General features: G+C 71.9%; 15 protein-coding genes, 3 tRNA genes and 1 pseudogene. 8 read left to right on the top strand and 11 right to left on the bottom strand.

Going from position 1 to position 21265, the window contains the following annotated elements:
- The first annotated feature begins 60 nt into the window (after nucleotides 1–60).
- Nucleotides 61–1413: a WD40 repeat domain-containing protein gene (locus tag O7553_RS07715; RefSeq protein ID WP_281554128.1), complete on the top strand. Its 1353-nt coding sequence runs from the start codon at nucleotides 61–63 to the stop codon at nucleotides 1411–1413.
- A 70-nt stretch (nucleotides 1414–1483) separates the two neighbouring features.
- On the opposite strand, the gene O7553_RS07710 is transcribed toward O7553_RS07715, so the two are convergent.
- From O7553_RS07710 to O7553_RS07695, 4 genes are all read right to left on the bottom strand, one after another.
- A complete protein-coding gene (locus tag O7553_RS07710) occupies nucleotides 1484–2914 on the bottom strand; it encodes a nucleotidyl transferase AbiEii/AbiGii toxin family protein (RefSeq protein WP_281554127.1) in 1431 nt (476 codons plus the stop codon).
- A 1063-nt stretch (nucleotides 2915–3977) separates the two neighbouring features.
- A tRNA-Val gene (locus O7553_RS07705) sits at nucleotides 3978–4052 on the bottom strand.
- Between the two features lie 11 nt (nucleotides 4053–4063).
- A tRNA-Cys gene (locus O7553_RS07700) sits at nucleotides 4064–4134 on the bottom strand.
- Nucleotides 4135–4169: 35 nt separating this feature from the next.
- A tRNA-Gly gene (locus O7553_RS07695) sits at nucleotides 4170–4242 on the bottom strand.
- Nucleotides 4243–4498: 256 nt separating this feature from the next.
- On the opposite strand from O7553_RS07695, the gene O7553_RS07690 reads away from it, so the two are divergent.
- Nucleotides 4499–5101 (top strand): TetR/AcrR family transcriptional regulator, encoded by a 603-nt coding sequence (locus tag O7553_RS07690; RefSeq protein WP_281554126.1) that lies wholly within the window; start codon nucleotides 4499–4501, stop codon nucleotides 5099–5101.
- Nucleotides 5102–5143: 42 nt separating this feature from the next.
- Here O7553_RS07690 and O7553_RS07685 read toward each other — a convergent pair.
- The 3 genes and pseudogenes from O7553_RS07685 to O7553_RS07675 all read right to left on the bottom strand — a co-directional run.
- Nucleotides 5144–5389 (bottom strand): annotated as a pseudogene (locus O7553_RS07685) (DUF6807 family protein); the annotation flags it as partial.
- Nucleotides 5390–5404: 15 nt separating this feature from the next.
- Complete coding sequence (locus tag O7553_RS07680; protein ID WP_281554125.1) at nucleotides 5405–5554, bottom strand: hypothetical protein; 150 nt, start codon at nucleotides 5552–5554, stop codon at nucleotides 5405–5407.
- Between the two features lie 124 nt (nucleotides 5555–5678).
- Nucleotides 5679–6614 carry a hypothetical protein gene (locus O7553_RS07675; RefSeq protein ID WP_281554124.1) on the bottom strand — a complete coding sequence of 312 codons (936 nt, stop codon included), beginning with the start codon at nucleotides 6612–6614 and terminating at the stop codon, nucleotides 5679–5681.
- A gap of 163 nt (nucleotides 6615–6777) precedes the next feature.
- Here O7553_RS07675 and O7553_RS07670 point away from each other — a divergent pair, with 163 nt between their 5' ends.
- Together O7553_RS07670 and O7553_RS07665 are read left to right on the top strand one after the other, a co-directional pair.
- Nucleotides 6778–7473: a 50S ribosomal protein L11 methyltransferase gene (locus O7553_RS07670; protein ID WP_281554123.1), complete on the top strand. Its 696-nt coding sequence runs from the start codon at nucleotides 6778–6780 to the stop codon at nucleotides 7471–7473.
- Between the two features lie 4 nt (nucleotides 7474–7477).
- A complete protein-coding gene (locus O7553_RS07665) occupies nucleotides 7478–8662 on the top strand; it encodes a cytochrome P450 (RefSeq protein WP_281554122.1) in 1185 nt (394 codons plus the stop codon).
- A 55-nt stretch (nucleotides 8663–8717) separates the two neighbouring features.
- On the opposite strand, the gene bioD is transcribed toward O7553_RS07665, so the two are convergent.
- A complete protein-coding gene (gene bioD, locus O7553_RS07660; protein ID WP_281554121.1) occupies nucleotides 8718–9452 on the bottom strand; it encodes a dethiobiotin synthase in 735 nt (244 codons plus the stop codon).
- A complete protein-coding gene (locus O7553_RS07655) occupies nucleotides 9440–10579 on the bottom strand; it encodes an 8-amino-7-oxononanoate synthase (protein WP_281554120.1) in 1140 nt (379 codons plus the stop codon). The genes bioD and O7553_RS07655 overlap by 13 nt, the downstream gene beginning before the upstream one ends.
- Nucleotides 10580–10620: 41 nt before the next feature.
- Between O7553_RS07655 and bioB the strand changes: the two genes are divergently transcribed.
- The gene (gene bioB / locus O7553_RS07650) at nucleotides 10621–11616 is read left to right on the top strand and encodes a biotin synthase BioB (RefSeq protein ID WP_281554119.1); all 996 of its coding nucleotides are present in this window, start codon (nucleotides 10621–10623) and stop codon (nucleotides 11614–11616) included.
- Between the two features lie 10 nt (nucleotides 11617–11626).
- Nucleotides 11627–11815, top strand: a complete 189-nt coding sequence (locus tag O7553_RS07645) for a hypothetical protein (RefSeq protein ID WP_281554118.1) — start codon at nucleotides 11627–11629, stop codon at nucleotides 11813–11815.
- A 37-nt stretch (nucleotides 11816–11852) separates the two neighbouring features.
- Here the strand turns inward: O7553_RS07645 and O7553_RS07640 are convergent, their stop codons facing one another.
- Nucleotides 11853–16058 carry an AAA family ATPase gene (locus O7553_RS07640; protein WP_281554117.1) on the bottom strand — a complete coding sequence of 1402 codons (4206 nt, stop codon included), beginning with the start codon at nucleotides 16056–16058 and terminating at the stop codon, nucleotides 11853–11855.
- Nucleotides 16059–16362: 304 nt separating this feature from the next.
- On the opposite strand from O7553_RS07640, the gene O7553_RS07635 reads away from it, so the two are divergent.
- Together O7553_RS07635 and O7553_RS07630 are read left to right on the top strand one after the other, a co-directional pair.
- Nucleotides 16363–17502 (top strand): S8 family peptidase, encoded by a 1140-nt coding sequence (locus O7553_RS07635; RefSeq protein ID WP_348650125.1) that lies wholly within the window; start codon nucleotides 16363–16365, stop codon nucleotides 17500–17502.
- A gap of 30 nt (nucleotides 17503–17532) precedes the next feature.
- A complete protein-coding gene (locus O7553_RS07630; protein ID WP_281554115.1) occupies nucleotides 17533–18327 on the top strand; it encodes a lysozyme in 795 nt (264 codons plus the stop codon).
- A 385-nt stretch (nucleotides 18328–18712) separates the two neighbouring features.
- Here O7553_RS07630 and O7553_RS07625 read toward each other — a convergent pair whose 3' ends face one another.
- Nucleotides 18713–21097: a glycoside hydrolase family 9 protein gene (locus O7553_RS07625; RefSeq protein WP_281555527.1), complete on the bottom strand. Its 2385-nt coding sequence runs from the start codon at nucleotides 21095–21097 to the stop codon at nucleotides 18713–18715.
- Nucleotides 21098–21265 lie beyond the last annotated feature (168 nt).

The following is a 21265-nucleotide window of genomic DNA, read 5'->3' as shown; positions in this document are numbered from 1 at the left end:
GTGCCGAGCATTCGGCAGCCGTAGGTTGATCACCGGACCCGAGAACAGGAGGCGATGTCGGTGGTCGAGGAATCCCAGTGGATGGACAGTCCGCGAACGGGGCCGCATCGCACCTTCGCGCACGGCTGGGTCGAGTTGCTGACCGGCCGGGACGGTCGACTTGACCTGGTCGAGGGCCGGCAGCTGCTCGACCCGGTGACCGGTCGGGCCGGCCGGGACCGCTCGGGCCGGCATCGGTGGGAGGTGAGCGCCCTGGCCGCCGGTCGTCTGCACGGCAGGGACGTCGTGGTGTCCGGCGACCGCCTGGGTACGGTCTGGGTCCGCGACGGGGTGTCCGGCGCCCCGGTCGGTGAGGTGTTGCGCACCGACGGGAAGGTGACGGCCCTGGCGATCGGCGACCACCAGGGGCGGGCGGCCGTGTTCGTGGCCGGTAACGACAGCCCGTGGGGCCCGGATGCCGCGATGATGCTCACCGTATGGGATCCGGACACCGGTGAACGCATGCACGTGTACGGCGACGCGAAGGACGCCACGGTCCGTGCCCGGTTGGTCGACGGGCCGCCCGCGCAGACCTCCATCCATGCCCTGGTCACGTTCGCCGGGCGCATCGTCACGGTGGAGGCTGCCGGGTCCGGGCTGTGCGTGTACGAGCCGGAGACCGGCTCGCCGGTCGGGCCGGTGTTCGGCGATGACCAGCCGTTCCGGATAGCGGCGACGACGGTCGACGACCAGCTCCTGGTGGCGACGTTGAAGGAAGGACGTGTACGGGTGTGGTCCGCCCGTACCGGGGAGCCGGTCGGACCGCCCCTGGAGCCGCCGACCGACGACCCCTTCTGGGAGGTGTGGTTGGGGCCGGTGGCGGGTCGGCTGACCGTGTTCGCCCAGACCGACTCAGGGAGCGTGCGGGCTTTCGCCCCGGACACTGGCGAACCGGCGCCGGTTGCGGTGGTCGACGGGCTCCACGTGGCGTCGATGCTCGTGACGGAGCTCGACGGACGCACCACGGTCGTGTCAAAGGACTACAACAACTCGTACTCCTCGCCAGTGCTGGTGTGGACCGTCCCGTCCGCCGGCGCACCGGAACTGGTCGGCCGGTTCGGGTCGAACGCCAGCCATGTTGTCCTCGCCGCCGCCGCGGGCAGGCCGACCGTGGTCACCGGTGCCGTCGACGGTGGCGTGCGCCAGTTCGACCTCACGACGGGAGTGCAGTCCCCCAGCCTCTACCACGGCTGCGACGCCAGCGGGCCGATGGTCGTGACCGAGGTCGACTCGCGGCCGTTGCTGGTCGGCGGTGGCTCCGACGGGCTGCACCACAGATCTGGAACGCGGTCTCCGGCAGGGCGATCCGCTAACCGAGCCATGGTCGCCCGAGCGTCGGATCCAACAGCTGCACGCCCGGATCACCGCACCTGAACAGCGCAAACACCTCGGCCGGGGGAGCATGAGATCGGTGGTACGTCCTCCGAGGCTTCATGCTGCTGGATCAGGTCCAGGCTTGTTCGAGTGCCAGAGCCAGTCGCCTGGTCCATTGCTCGGCGGTGCCGGTGATCGCGGGGTACTCATCGGTGAAGTTGGTCCAGTCGACTTGCCAGGACAGCACCGTCTCGGCCGTGAAGGTGTCCGCTTCGACGCCAAGCTCCGGCCTCATGAGCTGACGGACCAGGTCCTGGTCGACGGTGGTGTGTTCGGCGAGCAGGACCGCGTCGTACAGGTCCTTGCCCTGGGGCCACATGTCGGTAGCCAACCAGAGCAGCTTCCACGCCAGCGACAGGGAGGCGGACGCCGCCAGGATCGGCTTGCCCACCCCGGGAAGCGCCACCGCTTCCGGCGGGCAGGGCAGTTGCTCACCGAAGACGACGTCGATCTGCACCTCGCCATCTGGTAACCCCGGCGCGACGAACGGAACGACGAGGCGGCGGCCGTCGGCGCGTTCGTAGGTCCAGATCCCCGACTCGGCGATCCGCTCTGGTCGCAGCCCCGGACCCGGGTCCGCTCGCAGAGCGCTGCGGATGTCGTCGAGCAGGACGCGGGCATCGGCACTGTCGCTGGTGACGGTGTGCGGGGTGACGACGAAGTCGAGATCGCGAGGCTCACGGGCATCATCACCGAACCAGGCGGCCATGGTGACGCTACCCCGCAGAACAAGACAGCCACCCGCTGACGTTGTCGCGATAGCCGCCAAGACGTGGTTCATCGCAGCACGCCGGGCAGCAGCCCACCGCTGACCGACACTTTCCACCGCGAAGTCTGGTTCAGCGGTGCGGTAGGCATTCGGGTACTGCTTGAGTGCCGGGTCGAACACCGCTCCCTGGCGGACGGTCGAACTGGCCGGTACGGGCAGGTACGTCGGTGGGAAACCCGGGGAACCCGCCGGAGCAGATCGCATCTCGGCCTCACGCGCCTGGACCCAACCGCTCGCAGTCCGCTTCGGCAGGTCCAGCCAGCCCTGGTCGTGGTGGATGTCGCTGTCGAACACCACGTACTCCTGCTCCACCCTGACCGCCTCGTGTCCGGCAGCGTTCAACGCCTGGAGCAGCTCATCCAACCGCTGCTTGGCCGTGACGAGCCCGATACCATGGCACCGCTGGTTGACGAACCGTTCCTGGGCACCGTCCGCCGTTTCCCGACGGGCGTTACGTGACAGCCGCGCCCCGTACGGCACGACCAGGTCGGTGACTGCCAGCAGATCCGCCACCGTCGTCCTGGTCAGCAGCAGTTTGACGTGATGCTCAAAGTACCGGCCCGGCGGCTCGGCCACCGCCTGTTCATCCGACTGCGGTACGCCGACGCACCACGGCGCCGCCTCGATCTTCGAACGGCACGGGTACATGCCCGCCTCACGCAGATCGCGCTGCCAACGCTGCACCGACGCACGCTGTTCGACCAGGGTCCCTTGCCCGGTCAGGGTGATCATCGGTTGAGACGTGAACCTGCCACGATCGAGTACGATGTGGACGAACTTCAGGCCGTGCTGCGCAGCGAACGCGGACAACTTCTCGGCCTGAGGGGCGTGAACCGTAATGTGGATCTCGAAGTCCCCCCGCCACATCCAGCACCGGCGCAGTCTATGGCACGCCCACCAGACGGCCCCACGCGATTCCGAGACCAGCACCGGCGGCGTCAAGCCGTCGAGTCGCGCCGTCGCCAGCGGCTGCAGACAGCCGCGCCCGACCCGAGGCCCAGGGTGGCCGCATCCCTCAGCGGCGAACAGACATCCCGGAAGCTGTAGCCAGGGGCACCCCCATCGATTCACCAGGAATTTTGGAGGGGTCATGGCTTGGAAGGAAGCGCACGGGAACCGCCACCGGGTCCGGTACCGACACGCGGGCCGGTTGGTCACTGACGGCACCTACGACACAGCCGAAGCAGCACAAGCCCGCGTCAGCCGGCTCGATCGCCTCAACCGAGCCGTCGCATCGAACGCGTCTGGCGACCCGCCTGTGATGGCCACCCCCACCGCCGAGAACCGATCATCACCGGCTTCCGCTTCCACGACCTGCGGCACTCCACCGCACCTGGATGGACGAGGACGGCATCGCCGAAGCCCTGAAAAGCCAACGCCTCGGCCACCAGCTACCCGGCATCGGGGCGTCTACGCCCACGTCACCGAACCCATGCACCGACCACTGCTGGCGGCCCTGCAGAACCGGTGGCTGGACACTCCCCACCTCGGCACCGCGCCCGCCAAGTGAGTCATCCAGGCCCCGAGCCCTGACTCAGGCCGCGTCCAGTCCGGGACCCGAGGTCAGCCGTGCTCAAGACCAGTAGCCTGCTGTGGGCGGCGCGGGACCATGTCGATCTCCCGCAGGAGTCGACCGCGCCGCCCACCACCCGAGGACAACAACCGGTCAACGGAAGCTGTCACTCCCGGAGAGCGGTCCCGCTTCCCCTGTGGACCGGCCCCAGGTAAGGGTCACCACAGCAGCAGGCCCGTTACCGGATGACCGGTAACGGGCCTTGTGACGTGCTTGTACAGCTGGTGGGCGATACTGGGTTTGAACCAGTGACCTCTTCCGTGTCAAGGAAGCGCGCTCCCACTGCGCCAATCGCCCTCGTTGTGACGAGGTGGAGACGGGATTTGAACCCGTGTACACGGCTTTGCAGGCCGTTGCCTCGCCTCTCGGCCACTCCACCGAGGTTGCCCCCGACGTGCTGTGGTGGCATCTCCGAGCGGACGACGGGACTCGAACCCGCGACCCTCACCTTGGCAAGGTGATGCGCTACCAACTGCGCTACGTCCGCTTGTCTCAGTCGGCCTTCCCGCCCCTCGGGCGTTCCTGCCAACGGATGGAAACTTTAGCCCAGCCGCCGCGAGAGTGCCAACTCGGGGGGTGGGCCGGCGCGCCCGATGCACGATACCCGACAAAGTTCTCATATCACTCTGCGGGCCGTCTGGCTCCGTGAAATCGATTCGCCTTACCTGATCCCGGCCCTTTCCTGAGTCAGGAAATTGACTGGTAACTCATCGTATCGATGATAGTGCGTTACCGTGTTCGCCGTGACAAGACGTTCGGCCGAAGTACGCCTTGACTCGCTGCTGCGTACCGCCTGTGAGGTGATCGTGGAGCGCGGTCTGGCCAACACCCGCACCGCGGACGTGGCGGAAGCCGCCGGGGTGAGTCAGGCGCTGGTCTTCTACCACTTCTCCACCAAGGACCGGCTGCTCGCCGAGGCGTTCGCGTACGCCGCCGAGCAGGACCTGGCCCGGCTCGACACGGTCGTCCGGTCGACCGCCGAGCCGCTGGAGAAACTGAAGAAGATCATTCGGCTGTACGCCTCGACCGGTAAGTCCAAGGCGTGGACGCTGTGGATCGACGGTTGGTCGGAGTCGCTGCGTACCCCCGCTTTGAACCGGGTGTGCCGCAACCTCGACCTGCGCTGGAAGGAGGCACTGATCAAGGTGATCGCCACCGGGTGCGCCGACGGCACCTTCCAGTGCCCGGACCCGAAGGGAGCGGCCTGGCGGATCAACGCACTGATCGACGGGCTGGCGGTGCAGGCCGCGATGCACGATCGGGTGGTCTCCCGCCGACAGCTCACCGAGTGGATCCGGTTGTCCGTCGCGCGGGAAATCGGCCGCAAGCCGGAAGAGCTCGCCTGACCGTCGGCCGCGTCGAAGCGGTTCACGCCGCTACCCGACCACCTACCCCAGCATCTCGACAACCTGCTGACGGCTGAGTTCGCCGTCAACGACCAGCACCTCGTGCCGGCGGCCGATCCGTCCGCCGGCCGGCACGGTCAGTGGCTGGGCGAACGCCAGTGCCACGCACACGCCGGGGTAGCCGCCGGTCCGGACGAACCAGTGGTCACCGTCGCCGAGGCCGGTGAAGACCAGCGTGTACGGATCGCCGTCGGCGCTCCGGCCGGTCAACGCCACCCACGGTTCGGTGCTGCCGTTGACCGTCTACTCGCCCTCGGCGGCAGCGGTGAACGCGTGCGGTACGCCGGGGGCCAGCCGCCAGAAGAAGCCGCCGTAGTGGGGATCGACCTCGGGCCGTACGACGTAGTCGGCGACCGGACGTCCGGCCACCTCCAGCATCACGGTGTCGCTCATGCACGTACCGTCTCTCGGTGTCCGTCTGCTCAACCGGGTGTCCAGCTGCGGCCAGGATCGCCGGCCAGGGGGCGGAGGCGACGGTGCAGCCGGTTACGGACGTATCTGCCCACGGCGGGCGACGTCAGAGCCTGGGTCGGCGGCGGCCGCCCGGGTCGGGCTGCCGGCCGGAGCCGAAGCGACCGGGCCGGCCGGACCGGCTCGAAGGGCTCCAGCCGCGGAACGGTGCCCCGGCACCCACACCGGCGCCGGCGACGGCTGGCACCGCGTCGTCGGGGTCGGCGAGGCCGCGCATCAGCCGGGCCCGGACCCGCAGCAGCAGACCGAAGCCGACGAAGACCATCGCGCCACCGACGACGAACCAGGCGACCGGGATACCGGAGGCGTCGCCGGCCGGGATCGCGTCCACCGGCTGTGGGCCACCACCACCGGCCCCGGCCGGCGCGTCGCCGCCCGGCACCGCAGCCCCGGGCTGGCTGTCCACCGGTTCCTCGGCCAGCTCGGACGGCTCGGGATCCGAGCCACCCGGCTCGCCGACCACCGGCAGGGTCGCCGCGGTGTCGGCCAGCAGTTGCGTGTTCTCGTCGTACGCCTCGACGGTGAAGGTCACCTTGCCCTCGGCGTCGTCGGCGAAGCTGAACTGGTACTGCGCGGTGACCGTACGGTCGGCGCAGAGGATGCCGGGATCAAGCTGCACGTCGGTCAGCCGGGCGTCGTCACCGTCGGTCTGCACGTCGACCGCGAACGCCGCGCCCTGCTCGACCCGGGCCGCCCGGATATCGTCGAGGCCGACACCTTCCGAGCGCAGCACCAACGACCAGCGGACCTTCTCGCACTCACCGCCGAGGTTCCGGCTGACCACAACGGTCATCTCGACCGGCCCGGCACCCGCGACCGCCTCGTCCGGCAACTCGGTGACCTGCGCCCGGTAGCCGGCCTGGGCGAACGCCGGTGTCGCCGCGGTCAGCACCAGTCCGGCCACTGCAGCCAGCCCGACCCCGACCCGGGCCGCGATTCGCCCCACCCAGCTCACCACCTTCTCCGGGTTGCCACCCGGCATCCGTCGCCGTGTCCACTGGCCACGGTACGGCCGTACCGGTGGACCGGACAGGGTCCGTTCTTCTCACCCAGTGCGAACTGAAACGGGCTATTTCACCACCTGTGGTGAACCGGTAACCGCTGGCCGCGACCGGCGCTCGCCGGACCGGCCGGGCACAATCCGGATGGTGACCACTGATCTGTCGAGCGCCGAGCTGTCGACCTTCGTCCGTGCCCACGCCAGGCTCGCCCCGGTGACCTACGTACCGGAACTGCGGCTCTACCAGGCGGCCGAGCCGATCGGCCTGTGGGAGCTGACCGAGGGTGAGTTCCGCAGCGAACAACCACCGCCGTTCTGGGCGTTCCCCTGGGCCGGCGGTCAGGCGTTGGCCCGGTTCCTGCTGGACCACCCGCAGACCGTCGCCGGCCTGCGGGTGCTGGATCTGGCCAGCGGCTCCGGGCTGGTCGCGATCGCGGCGGCCAGGGCCGCAGCGGCGACGGTCCGTGCGGTCGACGTGGATCCGGTGGCCGGCGCCGCCGCCGGGCTCAACGCGGCCGCCAACCGGGTACGGCTGGACGTCACCGTCGCCGACCTGCTCGACGGCGATCACGGCGACGCGCAGGTGGTGCTGGCCGGTGACGTGTTCTACAGCGAGGCGATGGCCGCGCGGATGCTGCGGTTCCTGCTGGCCGCCGCCGCCGACGGGGCCCGGGTGCTGGTCAGTGACCCGGACCGGGCGTACCTGCCCCGGGAGCGGTTCACCGAGCTGGCGGACCACCAGGTGCCGGTGCCGCCGGCGTTGGAGAGCGTCCGGGTCCGGCGTACCCGGGTCTGGCAGCTGCGCCCGCCGGTGCGCCGGCCGGCGCGGGCGCTAGCGTGACCGGGTGCTGTTCCGCAACTGGGAGAGGGTCGACGACCGGTGGCCGCCGGTGGTCCGGGTCGCCGACCACACCGGTGCCCCGCATCTGTTGGTGACCCGGCACGCCCTGGTCCGTCAGGTGCTCGCCGATCCGGTGACCTTCCGGCCGGACAACGCCCTGGACGCGGTCACGCCGGTGCCGGTCGCCGCGTTGCGGGTGCTGACCTCGTACGGGTTCCGGCTGCCGCCGACGCTGGCGAACAACGGCACCGCGAGTCACCCGGCGATCCGGGCGGTGGTCGCCGAGGCGCTGCACCCGACCCGGGTCGCCGCCCACCGGGACTGGCTGGCCGGGCTGGTCCGCGAGCGGGTGGCCGGGCTGGCGGCGACGCTGGCCCGGGGCGGCCGGGTCGACCTGTACGCCGGGCTGGCCGCCGACCTGCCGCTGCTGGTGCTGTCCCGGCTGGTGCAGTTGCCCCCGGCCGCGACCGACACGGTGAAGCGGTTCGCCCGCGCCGCGCTGGAGCTGTTCTGGGCTCCGGTGGACGCCGACCGGCAGCACGAGCTGGCCCACACGGTGGGCCGGTTCCACACCGTGCTGCGCGACTTCGCGGCGACCGGCGGCGGGCTGGCGAAGTCGCTGCGCGACGCCGGGCAGTCCGCCGACTCCGTGGTCGGGGCGCTGTTCTTCCTGCTGGTCGCCGGACAGGAGACCACTTCGCAGTTCCTGACGCTGCTGTTGCACCGGCTGACCGGTGAGCCGGCGGTGCTCGCCGGGCTCGCCGACGGCTCGGTCGACGTCGACGACGTGGTCGAGGAGGGGCTGCGCCTGGTGCCGCCGATCGTCACCTGGCGGCGGCGGGCGGCGCTCGACACGACGGTGGCGGACGAGCCGGTGCCCGCCGGGTCGAGCATCGTGCTCTGGCTGGCCGCGGCCGGCCGGGATCCGGCCGTGGTGGCGCGGACCGACCGGTTCGTCCCCGGTCAGCCGGGTTCCCGCCGGCATCTGGCCTTCGGTGCCGGGGCGCACCGCTGTGTGGGGGCTCAGCTGGCCAGGATGGAGACGGCGGTGGTGGTCGGCCAGGCGGTGCCGCTGCTCACCGGTGCCGAGGTGGTCCGGGCGCCGTGGTCACCGGACAACCTGTCGTTTCGGATGCCGGACGCGCTGGTGATCCGGCGGCCGCCGCCGGACACCGCCCCGGCCGGCTGACGCTGACCTGCCCCGGCCCGCTGACGGCTGACCATCCGGCCCTGGCCCGGGGTGGTCAGCTGGTCTCGTCGGCCCACGCCCGCCAGTCGTCCAGTACGCCGTACAGCGCCGGGGTCAGCCAGCCGGGCGCGGATCGGCGGAACACCCCCGGTTCGAGGGTGCCGGCGCCGTCGGGCACCGCGCCGACCATGGTCGGCACCAGTTCGCTCAGGTTCGCCCAGTGCACCAGTTCGGGCTCGGCCGGCCAGGCACCGAGCACCACGCCGGCGGGGACCGCCCGGCGGTCCAGCGCCTCCAGGGTCAACGCCGTGTGGTTGAGGGTGCCGAGCCCGGCCCGGGACACCACCACCGCCGGCGCGCCGAGCGACACCGCCAGGTCGGCGATGGTCCACGGCTCGCCGGAGGGTCGCAGCCCCATCGGCACCAGCAGCCCGCCGGCCCCTTCGACGAGCACCAGGTCGTGCTTGTCCGCCTCCTCGCGTACCGCGTCGACGGCCGCGTACAGCTCCAGCGGCTCGGCAGCGGCGACCCGGGCGGCGGCCAGCGGGGCCAGCGGTTCGGGATAGCTGGCGATGGTGCGTACGGTGGCGGGATCGGCCAGCCGGGTCACCACGTCGGCGTCCGACGGCTCGCCGGTCGCCGTGCCGGTCTGACCTGGTTTGACCATCGCCACCCGCAGGCCGGCAGCCTGGGCGGCGGCGGCGATCGCCGCGGTCACCACGGTCTTGCCGACACCGGTGTCGGTGCCGGTGACGACCACCGCGCCGCGCCAGCCGGTCACGGCGCGCACTCCAGGATCACGTCGAGCGCCCGGTCGAAGTCGGCCCGGGGGATCCCGGCGTTGACGGTGATCCGCAGCCGGGCCCGCTGGTCGGGGGTGGACGGTGGCCGGAAGCAGCCGACCGCGACCCCCCGGTCGCGGCAGTCCCGGGCCCAGGCGAGCGCGGTCTCCGGCCCGGGAGCGCCGATCGAGACCACCCCGCCGGCCGGTGGCCCGCCGACGTCGAGACCGGCACCGGCGAACCGGTCCACGGCGGCGGCGACCCGGGCGGTGAGCTCGGCCCGTAGCCGCGCCCCGTCGCGGGCCAGCGTCAGCGCGGCGTGCGCCCCGGCGGCGACCGCCGGGGCGAGCGCGGTGTCGAAGATGAAGGTACGCCCGGTGTCGATCACGTGCCGGATCAGCGGCTGCGGCCCGGCCAGCACTCCCCCGGCCCCGCCGAGCGCCTTGGACAGGGTGGCGGTGACCACCACGTCGGGTTGGCCGGCGAGCCCGGCGGCGGCGACGCCGCCGGCACCGGCCGGCCCGATGACACCGAGCGCGTGCGCGTCGTCGACCAGCAGCAGCGCACCGTGCCGGCGGACGACCGCGTGCAGCGCGGCCAGCGGCGCCAGGTCGCCGTCGACGGAGAAGACCGACTCGGTGACGACCACCGCCGGCCGGCCGGGGTGGGCGGTCAGCACCGCGTCCACCGCGGCCGGGTCGGCGTGCGCGACGACCTCGGTCTGCGCGCCGGCGAGCCGGCCACCGTCGATCAGCGAGGCGTGGTTGTGCGCGTCGCAGACCAGCAGGGTACGGGGCCGGACCAGCGCCCGGACCGCGCCGAGGTTGGCCAGGTAGCCGGAGGAGAAGACCAGCGCCCGGTCGGTGCCGAGCCAGTCGGCCAGGTCGGTCTCCAGGGCGGCGTGCGCGTCGGTGGAGCCACGGACCAGCCGCGAGCCGGTGGCGCCGAGGCCGTACCGGTGCAGGGCGTCCGCCGCCGCCGCGACCACCTCGGCGTGGGCGGCCAGCCCCAGGTAGTCGTTGCCGGCCAGGTCGGTCAGTGGGTCGTCGGCGGTACGGGGGCTCAGCTCGCGGGCCAGCCCGGCCTTGGCCCGCAGCTCGGCCCGCCGCCGCAGGCCGTCCAACCAGTCCGCCACGGGTCCCCCTCGTCGTTCGCGCCGCCTTGTAGGGTACGACCATGTCCGACATCCTCGACCTAGCCCGCGCCCAAGTCCTGGAGCGTGGCGTCGGCCTGGACGAGGCCGGGGTCCTCGCCGTGCTGCGGCTGCCCGACGAGCAGGTCCCGGCCGCGCTGCAACTCGCCCACGAGGTGCGGATGCGCTGGTGCGGGCCGGAGGTCGAGGTGGAGGGGATCGTCTCGCTCAAGACCGGCGGCTGCCCGGAGGACTGCCACTTCTGCTCCCAGTCCGGCCTGTTCGCCTCACCGGTACGGGCGGTGTGGCTGGACATCCCGTCACTGGTCGAGGCGGCGAAGCAGACGGCGGCGACCGGGGCCACCGAGTTCTGCATCGTGGCGGCGGTGCGGGGGCCGGACGCCCGGCTGATGCGGCAGATGCGCGACGGTGTCGCCGCGATCCGGGCCGAGGTGGACATCCAGGTCGCGGCGTCGCTCGGGATGCTGACCCAGGAGCAGGTCGACGAGCTGGTCGACATGGGGGTGCACCGGTACAACCACAACCTGGAGACCTGCCGCTCCTACTTTCCGAACGTGGTGACGACGCACAGCTTCGAGGAGCGGTGGGAGACGCTGCGGATGGTGCGCGACTCCGGCATGGAGGTGTGCTGCGGCGGCATCCTCGGGCTGGGCGAGACGATCGAGCAGCGGGCCGAGTTCGCCGCGCAGCTGGCCGCGCTGGACCCGCACGAGGTGCCGCTGAACTTCCTCAACCCGCGGCCCGGCACGCCGCTGGGTGACCGTCCGGTGGTCGAGGCCCGGGACGCGTTGCGCGCCATCGCCGGCTTCCGGCTGGCGATGCCACGAACAATTCTGCGGTACGCCGGCGGCCGGGAGATCACTCTCGGTGATCTGGGCACCCGGGACGGGCTGCTCGGCGGCATCAACGCGGTGATCGTCGGCAACTACCTGACCACTCTGGGCCGCCCGGCGACGGAGGATCTGGCGCTGCTGGACGACTTGAAGATGCCGGTCAAGGCGCTGTCGGCGACGATCTGAGCGGCCGGGCGTGCAGGCGATCTGGTGCGACCGGTGCGGTGCCGGGACCAGCACCGGCAACCACGACGGCTGCGCCGCGGCGCGGGCCTGGGAGCCGCCCCGCTTCTGTACCAGGTGCCGACGGCGGATGAAGGTGCAGGTGCTACCGGCCGGTTGGTCGGCGCGGTGCGTCGAGCACGGCGAGGTCCGGCCGACCTGACCGGCCCGGCGGTGCTGGTCGGCGGCAACCGGGCCGGTCATCGACACCGACGCGGCGGCTCGTCGCCGACCGCACGGGACGCTGGCGTCGCCACGGCGCAGAGCCGGGCCGCGACCCGGTCCGGGTCGAGGTCCCACACCTGGGCCGAGGTGTCGGTCGAGCCGCTGAGCAGCAGGCCGTCGCGGGTGAACGCGATCGCGTTGACGTTGTCGACGTGCCCGACGAGCACCGCTGTCAGCTCCCCGCTGTCGACCTGCCACACCCGGACCAGGTCGTCGCTGACGGCGGTGGTGACCAGCCGCTCGCCGTCCGGACTGAAGGCCACCGCGGACAGCCTGGTGGTCGGAGTGTCCACTGTGCCGACCAGGTCCAGTCCGGCGACGGTGCGCAGCTCTACCTGACCATTGCTGCGGGCCACCGCGACCAGGTGTCCGTCCGGACGGACCGCGAGGTCGGTCAGCTGAAGGTCCGCGATTACTGCCCGGTCCCTGCCGGACAGGTCGGCGGTGTGCCAGGATCTCAGCTCGGTCCGCACCACCGTCTCGTCGCCGCTCACCACACCGTGGTTGGCGGTCGCCAACAGGGTGGTCCCGTCGGCGCTGAAGCCCAGTGCACTCACCGCGCCACCGGTCGGTAGGAATGTCGGTTCGGCGTCCCGGTCGAGCCGCCAGACCAGCACCCCGCCGTCCTCGCCGGCCGGGTCGAGCACGGCGACGGCGAGCAGCCCTCCGTCCGGCGAGTACGCCGGATGTCTGGTCGTCCAGCCGTCCCGCCCGGCGGCGGTGTCGTGCCCGACCAGTTCACCGGCGACGGTGTAGCGCAGTACGCCGCTGCCGGTGGTGCTGACCGCGAACGTGCCGTCACCGGCGACCGCGACCCCGGTGACGGTGTCCGACGCGCGGACGGTGGCCCGCACGGCGCGGGTGCCCAGGTCCCAGATCCGCACCACGTCGTCGCCAGCGGCGGTGACGACCCGGTCCGCCGCCGGGTCGACCGCGACGAACTGGACCGACTGCGGATGCCGCAGCAGCACCCCGGTGCGCCGGAACAGCACGGTCGGGGCGTCCGGTCCGGTGACGGCCACGGTCCGGCCGTCGGCGGCCACCGCCACGTCGGCGACGACCCGGCCGACGTAGCCGGTGTGGGCCGAGGAGACCACCCCGGTGGTCAACGCCCAGCTGTCGATCCGACCGGTACGCCACCCGCCGGTGGTCAGCAGCGAACCGTCCGGGGTGACGGCGAGCGGCACCGCAGCGCGAAACGGCCCGGCCGGCAGGGCGGTGCGCTCGCCGGACGACACCGACCAGCTGTTCAAAGCCCCGTCGGGTCCGCTGGTCACCAGCGCGTCGTCCGGGCCGAAGGCCACCTGTTGGGCGGCGGGCAGGCTGCGGATCAGGGTCTGGTCGGTCAACTGCCAGACCTGGACGTCACCGTCGGTGGGGTTGGCGACGGCCAGCAGCGTACCGTCGGCGTTGACGGTCAGGTCGTAGCCGAGCATCCCGGTCGGCAGCGACCACTGCAGGTCGCCAGTGGTCGCCGACCAGCCGCCGACCTGCAACTCGGGCGACAGGTCGGTGCCGAGTCGACCGGCAACGACCGTGGCGCCGGTGGGCAGCCAGCCGAGCGCGCCGACCGCCGGCAGGGTGTGCCGCAGCTGACCGGTCGACACGTCCCAGATCCGGACACCGTCCCGGCTGAACGAGCCGGAGGCGAGGAACCGGCCGTCCGGTGAGAAGGCCAGTGCCACCACACCGACGTCGGTGGCGTGCCGCAGCTCGACGTCGCGCTGGCGCAGGGTGGCGACGTCCCAGAGCCGGACCAGACCGTCCTGGTGTCCCACCGCCACCGCCGTGCCGTCCGGGCTGACGGCGGCGGACAGCCCGCCGGGCGCGGTGCCCAGCGGCCCGATCGTCCCCGATGCCTGCGCCGACAGCAGCGCACCGTACGCCTCGACAGTGGGTGCCTGGTCCCAGGCGTCGAGCGCCCTGCCGACGGCGAGCAAGTCGTTGTCGGCGGCCGCGGCGATCTGCGACTCGGCGGCCAGTTGTCGGGAGATCGCCTGCCGGCGTTGGTCCTCGGCTGCGACCTGCCGGTTCACCGCGACCAGCCCGCCGGCGACGGCGAGCAGCAACGCCGCCGCGAGTGACACGGTCAGCCGGCGCAGCCGCCGTATCCCGCGCAGCCGGGCCAGTTCGGCGGCCTCGGCGGCGGCCACGCTCGCGGCCAGGAAGTCGACCTCCGGCGCGGACAAGTCGTTGCGGTCGACCTGGTCACGCACCAGCGCCAGCCGGGTGCCGCGCAACAGCAGGTCGGGGTCGCGGCCGGCGGTCTGCCAGTCCTCGGCGGCGACGGTCAGCCGCTGCCGCCGGATCAGTTCGTCCCGGGCCTCGGCGAGCCAGCTGTCCAGGCGCGGCCAGTTGGTCAGCAGCGCCTCGTGGCTGATTTCGACGGTGTCGGCGGCGACGGTGACCAGCCTGGCCCGTACCAGCCGGGCCAGCAGGTCGGCGTCGAACAGCCGGCTGGCGCCCCGACGGCGGGCCACCGCCCCGGTGTCGGTGACGGTGACCAGGCGCAGCATCGCGGTCCGCAGCGCGGCGCGGCCGGCGGGATCCAGGTCGAGGTGGATCCGCTCGGCCGACTCGGCGACGGCGCGGCGGATCCCGCCGGTGGCCCGGTAGCCGGCCACGGTCAGCCGCCGCCCGTCGCGCCGCTGCCAAGTCGCCCGCAGGGCGTGACCGAGCAGCGGCAGCGCCCCTGGGTCGTAGCCGGCCGGTGCCGTCGCGTTCAGGTCGGTGAGCAACAGCTCGACCAGCCCGGGTTCGATCTCCAGGCCGGCCCGCGACGCCGGCTCGGTCACCGCGCGACGCAGTTGATCGGCGTCCATCCGACCGAGGACCAGATGCCCGGCGGCCAATGCATGCGCCAGCGGCGGCAGCTCGGCGCAGTCGGCATAGAAGTCGGCGCGGACCGCGATCACAACGACGGCCGGCGCGGCGGCGCCCAGCGCGGTCACGAAGGCCAGCCGGTGGGCCGGGTCGGCGCACTCGGTGAACAGCTCCTCGAACTGGTCCACCACGATCACCAGCCGACCGTCGGCGGGCGCGGCCCGGGCGGCGAGCGCACCGAACAGCTCCGGGGCCGCGTGCACGCGCGACGCCGGCAGGTCCGCGGCGTCCGCTCCGGCGGCGACGAGCGTACGGTCGACGAGCTCGTCCAGCGGCCGGGCGCCTGGGGTCATCAGCAGCCACGGCCACCGGTCCGCCGGGCCGAGCGCACCGGCGGCGATCGCTGGCAGCACCCCGGCGCGCAGTACCGACGACTTGCCGACCCCGGACACGCCGGTGACGATCAGCGATGGACCGCCCACCGCCTGCTCGGCGAGGCGGCTGAGCACCTGCGAGGTCTGCTCCTGCCGGCCGTGGAACCAGGGCGCGTCCTCCGGTTCGAAGGCGGCCAGGCCGGGAAACGGGCACACCGGGTCGTCGGTCGCGGCCGAGCCGGGCTCTGGCCGATCCGGGTCGGTCTGCGGTTCGGCGGGTGCCTGCACCCGGCTGCTCAGCTGGGTGACGGTGAGCAGTTGCCGGCGTACCCGGTCCATCTCGACGCGCTGCTCATGGCTGCGTTTCGCCAGTTCGCGGCGGACCTCGCCGAGCACGCGGTGGACGTCGGTCAGCATCCACCGCAGCGCGCCGACGTCGTGGCCGAGGGCATGGAAGGTGGCGGCGAGGTCGTCGCGCAGCTGCGCGTCGGTCTCGGCCGCGGCGGCCAGCGCCACCTCGACCGCGTCGATGCCCCGCAGCAGCTCACCGAGTTCGGCGCGGATCGCCCGGGACTGTTCCCCTTCGTCGGCGAGCCGGGCCAGCAGTTCCTCGGCCAGCGCCTCGCGCCACTGCGCCTCGGTGGCCCGCCGGCCGCGCATCCGGTCGGCGGTGTCGACCAACACATCGGACAGGTAGCCACCGCCGATCTGGCCGAGTTGTTCGACAGCTGCGGCGAGCAGCCCGCCGGAGCCGATTCCGGCGGCGATCGGCGCCAGCGCCGAGGCGGTGAGGAAGGCGAGGATGCCGTACGGGGTGGCGTCGCTCAGTCGTGCCCCGGAACGCCGTGCGGCGGCGCGGACCCAGTCACGTACGCCGCGGCGGGCCCGTGTGGTGGCGTCGCCGGCCCGTCCGGCATCGCCCGAGCCGGCGGCCCCATCGGAGCCGGCGGCATCGTCCGCAGCGGCACCGTCCTGATCGACCATGCCCGTCCTCCTCACCATGCGTCGTTACACAGTGAACAGCAGGCGCACCCGCAGGCGGCGAAGACGCGCCGCAGCGCGGCAGCCGCCGGCCATCGCCCGCCGCGCCATGCACCCGGGCGGCACCATAACGTCAACTAGATATCCATGATGACGGGTATCTAGACGGCTACTCCTAGCAAGAGAGTAGGGGGTGAAGCTCGGCCCAACCGGCGTCGGCGCGGGTGGGGCGGGCCAGACCTGTCGAAGGGGACGTCCTGTGACCATTTCCGCAACCCGGAAAACTCTCACCGCCGGGCTGACCGCGCTGCTGGCGCTGGTCAGTTGGCCGGCAGCGGCCCAGGCCGCCGGACCGCTCGGCGAGATCCGCCGGGCCGGTGGCACCACCGCCATCCCGGACAGCTACATCGTGGTGCTGGACGACGAGGCTGCCACCGCGCCGACGACCCGGCGGCTCGCCGACCGGTACGGCGCCACCGTGCAGCATGTGTTCGACACCGCTATCGAGGGCTTCACCGCCCGGATGAGCGCCACCGCCGCCCGCAGGCTGGCTGCCCACCCGGCCGTCGCCTACGTCGAACAGGACCACACTGTCACGCCGTTGACCGCCGGTGTACAGCTGAACCCGCCGTCCTGGGGACTGGACCGGATCGACCAGCGCAACCTGCCGCTGGACAACCGCTACGCCTACCCCACCACCGCGCCCAACGTCCACGCCTACGTCATCGACACCGGAATCCACCGCACGCACAGCGACTTCTCCGGCCGGGTCAGCACCGGCTTCGACGTGATCGACGGTGGCCCGGCCGACGACTGCAACGGCCACGGCACCCACGTCGCGGGAACGATCGGCGGCAGAGTGTACGGCGCCGCGAAGGCGGTCCAACTGGTGCCGGTACGGGTACTCAGCTGCAGCGGCTCGGGGTCGATCTCCGGGGTGATCGCCGGAATCGACTGGGTGACCGCCAACGCGATCAAGCCCGCCGTCGCCAACATGTCGATCGGCGGCGGTGCCAGCACCACGCTGGACGCTGCGGTCGTCACCTCGATCCGGTCCGGCGTCACCTACGCGGTGGCCGCCGGCGGCTCCAACACCAGTGCCTGCAACACCTCACCGGCCCGGGTGCCGGAGGCACTGACCGTCGCCGGCACGACGATCACCGACGCCAGGATGAGTTCGGCGAGCTACGGCCCCTGCCTGGACCTGTTCGCGCCCGGGATGAGCATCACCTCGACCTGGCACACCGACAACTCCGCGGTCCGGACACTCAGCGGCAGCTCGATGGCGACCGCCCACGTCACCGGCTGCGCGGCACTGGTCGCCGCCAGAAACCCGTCGTGGAGTGCGGCGCAGGTCGGTAACTACCTGATCCGCAACGCCACCACCGGCGTCGTCACCGGCCCCGGGGCGGGCAGCCCGAACCGTCTCGTCTACTGCGCCGGCTGACCGCCGGCCCGAGCGCCGAGGAGTTCGACGATGGCAACGACCGTCAACGCGCACCCGCCCACCCGTACCGGCAACGCCACCGGCCGCCGCGGCACCGCCCGCCGGATGATGGCCACCGGTCTGACGCTGATCCTGACCACCGCAGCGCTGGTCGCCGGCACCGCAGCACCGGCGCAGGCGGCCACCACCCCGGGCATCGACGTCTCACACTGGCAGGGCTCGATCAGCTGGACCAGCGTGCGCAACAGCGGCGTCGAGTTCGCCTACATCAAGGCCACCGAGGGCACCAGCTACAAGGATCCCCGGTTCAACACCAACTACGTCGCCGCGTACAACGCCGGTGTGCTCCGGGGGGCGTACCATTTCGCGCTGCCGGACCGGTCCTCCGGCTCGGTCCAGGCCAACTACCTGGCCAGCAACGGCGGCGCCTGGTCGGCGGACAGCCGGACCCTGCCGGCCGCGCTGGACATCGAGCACAACCCGTACGGCGCGATGTGTTACGGGCTGAGCCAGTCGGCGATGCGTAGCTGGATCAGCAGCTTCCTCGACACCTACCGGTCCCGCACCGGGCGGTACGCCGTCATCTACACCACCACCAGCTGGTGGAGCAGCTGCACCGGCAACTGGACCGAGCCGTGGAGCAACCACCCGTTGTGGCTGGCCCGGTGGGCGAGCAGCCCTGGCACCCTGCCGGCCGGGGCACCGTACTGGTCGTTCTGGCAGTACACGGCCAGTGGCAGCGTCCCCGGCGTCTCCGGCGCGGTCGACCGTAACCACTGGAACGGCACCCGCGCCCGGCTGGTGGCGCTGGCCAACAACGGCTGATCTGGCTCGTCGCCCCGGCTGGACCATCCGGACCGGCCGGGGTCGGCGGCACGCCCTGCTGGTAGCGCCGCCGTCATCAGCAGCACGCCGAACATGATCGCGACCGTGACCATCCTGATGGACCGACTCTGCGGGTTGTAGAGATCGGTGACCAGGGTGGTCACCACCCGTACCCACCAGATGGCGAGCAGCAGGATCGCCGCCTCGACAACGCCCAGCACACTCAGCCGCCGGGCGAGGGTCTCCGACAGCAGGGCGAGTGCGACCACGAAGGCCAGGTCGACGACAGCTCAAGGTGGCGCGCCGTGGTGCCAGCTCGCCACGGAGTAGGCCGCGCGGGTCGGCGGCCGCCGTCACGACCTCACCGCAGGTCAATCAGCCAAAATCAACCGGCCGTGCAGGCCAGGCCGTTCACCGTGAACGAGGTCGGCCGGGGGTTGCTGCCGGAGTGGGTGCCGTTGAAGCCGATGCTGGTGCTCGTGCCGGGCGCCAGGCTGCCGTTCCAGGCCGCGTTGCCGGCGCTGACCTGGTTGCCACTCTGCGACCAGGTAGCCGACCAGCCCTGGGTCACCTGCTGGCTGCCCGGGAACGCGAACCGCAGCATCCACCCGTCGATCGTCGACGCACCGGTGTTGGTGATCGTCACCGATCCGGTGAACCCGGTGGACCAGTCGTTGGTGGTGTAGTCGACCCGGCAGCCCAGCACCGGCGGGCCGCCGGTCGGAGTCGGCGACGGTGACCCGGTCGGGGGCGGGGTCGGAGTCGGTGTCGGGGAGACTGACGGCGATGGGGTGGGCGATACCGACGGCGACGGGGTCGGGGTGGGGGTGGGCGAGACCGACGGCGTGGGGGTGGGCGAGACCGACGGCGTGGGGGTGGGCGACGGTGGTGGGCCATCCGGCTCCTGTCCCCAGATGAGGGTGCCCGCCTCGTAGAGCGGGACCGCTCGGTTCGGCCCGGCGGCCGCCTGGTAGGACGGGTCATTCGCCGGATTCCAGGTGCCGCCCTCAGCAACCCCGATCTTCAACTGCACCTCCATCCGGTGCGCCGACTGACCGGCCGGCGCGATCGTGTGGCCGGAGCAGTCGACCTCGACGTACCACAGGTCGCCCGAATGCTGCCGGGCCTCGGTGGGTTTCGGACACCCCTGGCTGTACGGGCTGCTCACCTGCAGCGCACCTGCACCGTCGCGGACGAAGTAGTACCGGAACGTCGCGGCGGTCAACGCCCGGGCGGGGAAGGCCGACTTGTTGTAGATCATCACCTTGACCCCGGTCGACCGGGTCTCGTTCTGCATGACGGTCGTCTCGATGGAGATCTCGTCGATGTCCGGCGTCTCCGGTTGCGGGAAGTCGGGCAGCGGCGTACCGCCGTACTCCTGATGCAGCCGGACCAGCGCGGAGGTGAAGCCGGCGTTGTAGTCGGTGGCGACTTCGTTCATCACGTAGTCGTCGCGGCGGTCGGTGTACGCGTCGTCCGGCGCGGACGGACCGCCGACCAGCGCCCCGTACAGCACGTGCCGGGTCTCCTCGGGCACCTGCATGCTGTCCCACCAGGAGCCGTGCGCGGTGCGGTGGTGTGGGTTACGCGGCGAGTTCGCCCCGAACCCGATGACGTAGCTGGAGTTGCGCGGATTGTCGCCGAGCGCGTAGTCGATCTGCCGCACGGCGAAGTCGTGGTAGCGGGTCCGGCGGGTCGGGTCGGTGATGCTGTCGCTGTAGACGAGCGCGGCGAAGGCGGTGTTCGCGGCGTAGCGCAGCGCCCCCCAGGTGTCGAGGACCGCCATCCCGCCCGGTGAGGTACGCACCTTCTCTCCGTTGACGCCGACGGTCCAGTAGTCCAGCCACCGGTTGGCATCGTCGACGTACTTCTGCTTGCCGGTCAGGTTGGCCAGCAGCACGTACGCGCCGAACTGCTTGTTGTCCCAGGCGAGGGTCCACTTGTAGGCCCGGGTGTCGGTCTGCGGCTCGGTGCCCAGGTCGTCGTACTCGGCTTCGGCCTTGGCCAGGTAGGACGCCTCCCCGGTGGCCCGGTGCAGCCAGATGGCGCCCCACACCAGTTCGTCCTGGTATCCGCTCCACGACCGGTAGAAGCTGGTCGCGTCGGTGATGCACTCGTGGTACGCCCTGCGCACGGTATCGGCGAAGGTATAGAGCTGCCGGGCGTGGCTGACCAGGGTGTCGGCGTACGCCGGATCGGTCGGCCGGAAGACCATCGACGACGCGGCCATCGCGGCCGCCGTCTCCGCCGCCAGATCCGAGCCACCGCAGGTCGCGTCGATGCGGTACGCCGGACGCGCCATCGGCATCACCTCGGCCGGTCCCCACCACTTGTGGTCGTCGTCGCCCTTGCCGACCTGGCCGTAGAGCACGTTGGGCGACGGATGCGCCTTGATGAAGTAGTCGTTGACGAACCGCAGGTTGTTCAGCAGGTGCGGCAGCTGCCCGGAGTTGGCGTAGCCGACCCGGTATTCGACCGCGCCCCAGGCGAGCATGGTGGTGGTGAAGGCCATCGGGAATCCGAACTTGACGTGGTCCCCGGCGTCGTACCAGCCGCCGGTGAGGTCGAGGCCGACGTCCGCCCCGTCGTCGAGTGCCGAGTCCGCCCGCCAGGAGACCCGGTTCCACTGCGGCAGCGGGCCGGACTGCTGCGCCTCGTAGAACAGCAGTGACTTCTGCAGCGCCTCCCCGTAGTTGAACGGTGGCGCCGCTGCGGCACCGGGTCGCGGGACTGCGGCTGTCGCGGCTACGGCGGTGAGCAGGATGGCCATGCCGGTGGTCGCCAGCCTGCGCCGCCAACGGGTCCGGCCGGCCGGCCGATTGTCTGCGCGCACTACACTCGCTCCTGTCCGTGGAGCCGCGCGCGGCAACGCGTCGTGGGAGGACACCGGGGGGCGGATGTGGGCGCATCCGCCCCCCGCCTCATGCCGGTCGCGCTG

Source organism: Solwaraspora sp. WMMA2059, from assembly GCF_027497315.1.
In the GTDB taxonomy this organism is placed as follows: Bacteria; Actinomycetota; Actinomycetes; order Mycobacteriales; family Micromonosporaceae; genus Micromonospora_E.
The sequence above is the reverse complement of the archived record's forward strand: the minus strand, read 5'-3'. Positions and strand labels throughout refer to the sequence as shown.

Bases quoted from the DNA above. Each gene is read 5' to 3' on its own strand.
- O7553_RS07670 (WP_281554123.1), top strand. From the start codon at position 6,778: ATGGTGACCACTGATCTGTCGAGCGCCGAGCTGTCGACCTTCGTCCGT.
- O7553_RS07630 (WP_281554115.1), top strand. From the start codon at position 17,533: ATGGCAACGACCGTCAACGCGCACCCGCCCACCCGTACCGGCAACGCC.
- O7553_RS07710 (WP_281554127.1), bottom strand. From the start codon at position 2,914: ATGATCACCCTGACCGGGCAAGGGACCCTGGTCGAACAGCGTGCGTCG.
- O7553_RS07640 (WP_281554117.1), bottom strand. From the start codon at position 16,058: ATGGTCGATCAGGACGGTGCCGCTGCGGACGATGCCGCCGGCTCCGAT.
- bioB (WP_281554119.1), top strand. From the start codon at position 10,621: ATGTCCGACATCCTCGACCTAGCCCGCGCCCAAGTCCTGGAGCGTGGC.
- O7553_RS07625 (WP_281555527.1), bottom strand. From the start codon at position 21,097: ATGGCCATCCTGCTCACCGCCGTAGCCGCGACAGCCGCAGTCCCGCGA.
- O7553_RS07680 (WP_281554125.1), bottom strand. From the start codon at position 5,554: ATGAGCGACACCGTGATGCTGGAGGTGGCCGGACGTCCGGTCGCCGAC.
- O7553_RS07675 (WP_281554124.1), bottom strand. From the start codon at position 6,614: ATGCCGGGTGGCAACCCGGAGAAGGTGGTGAGCTGGGTGGGGCGAATC.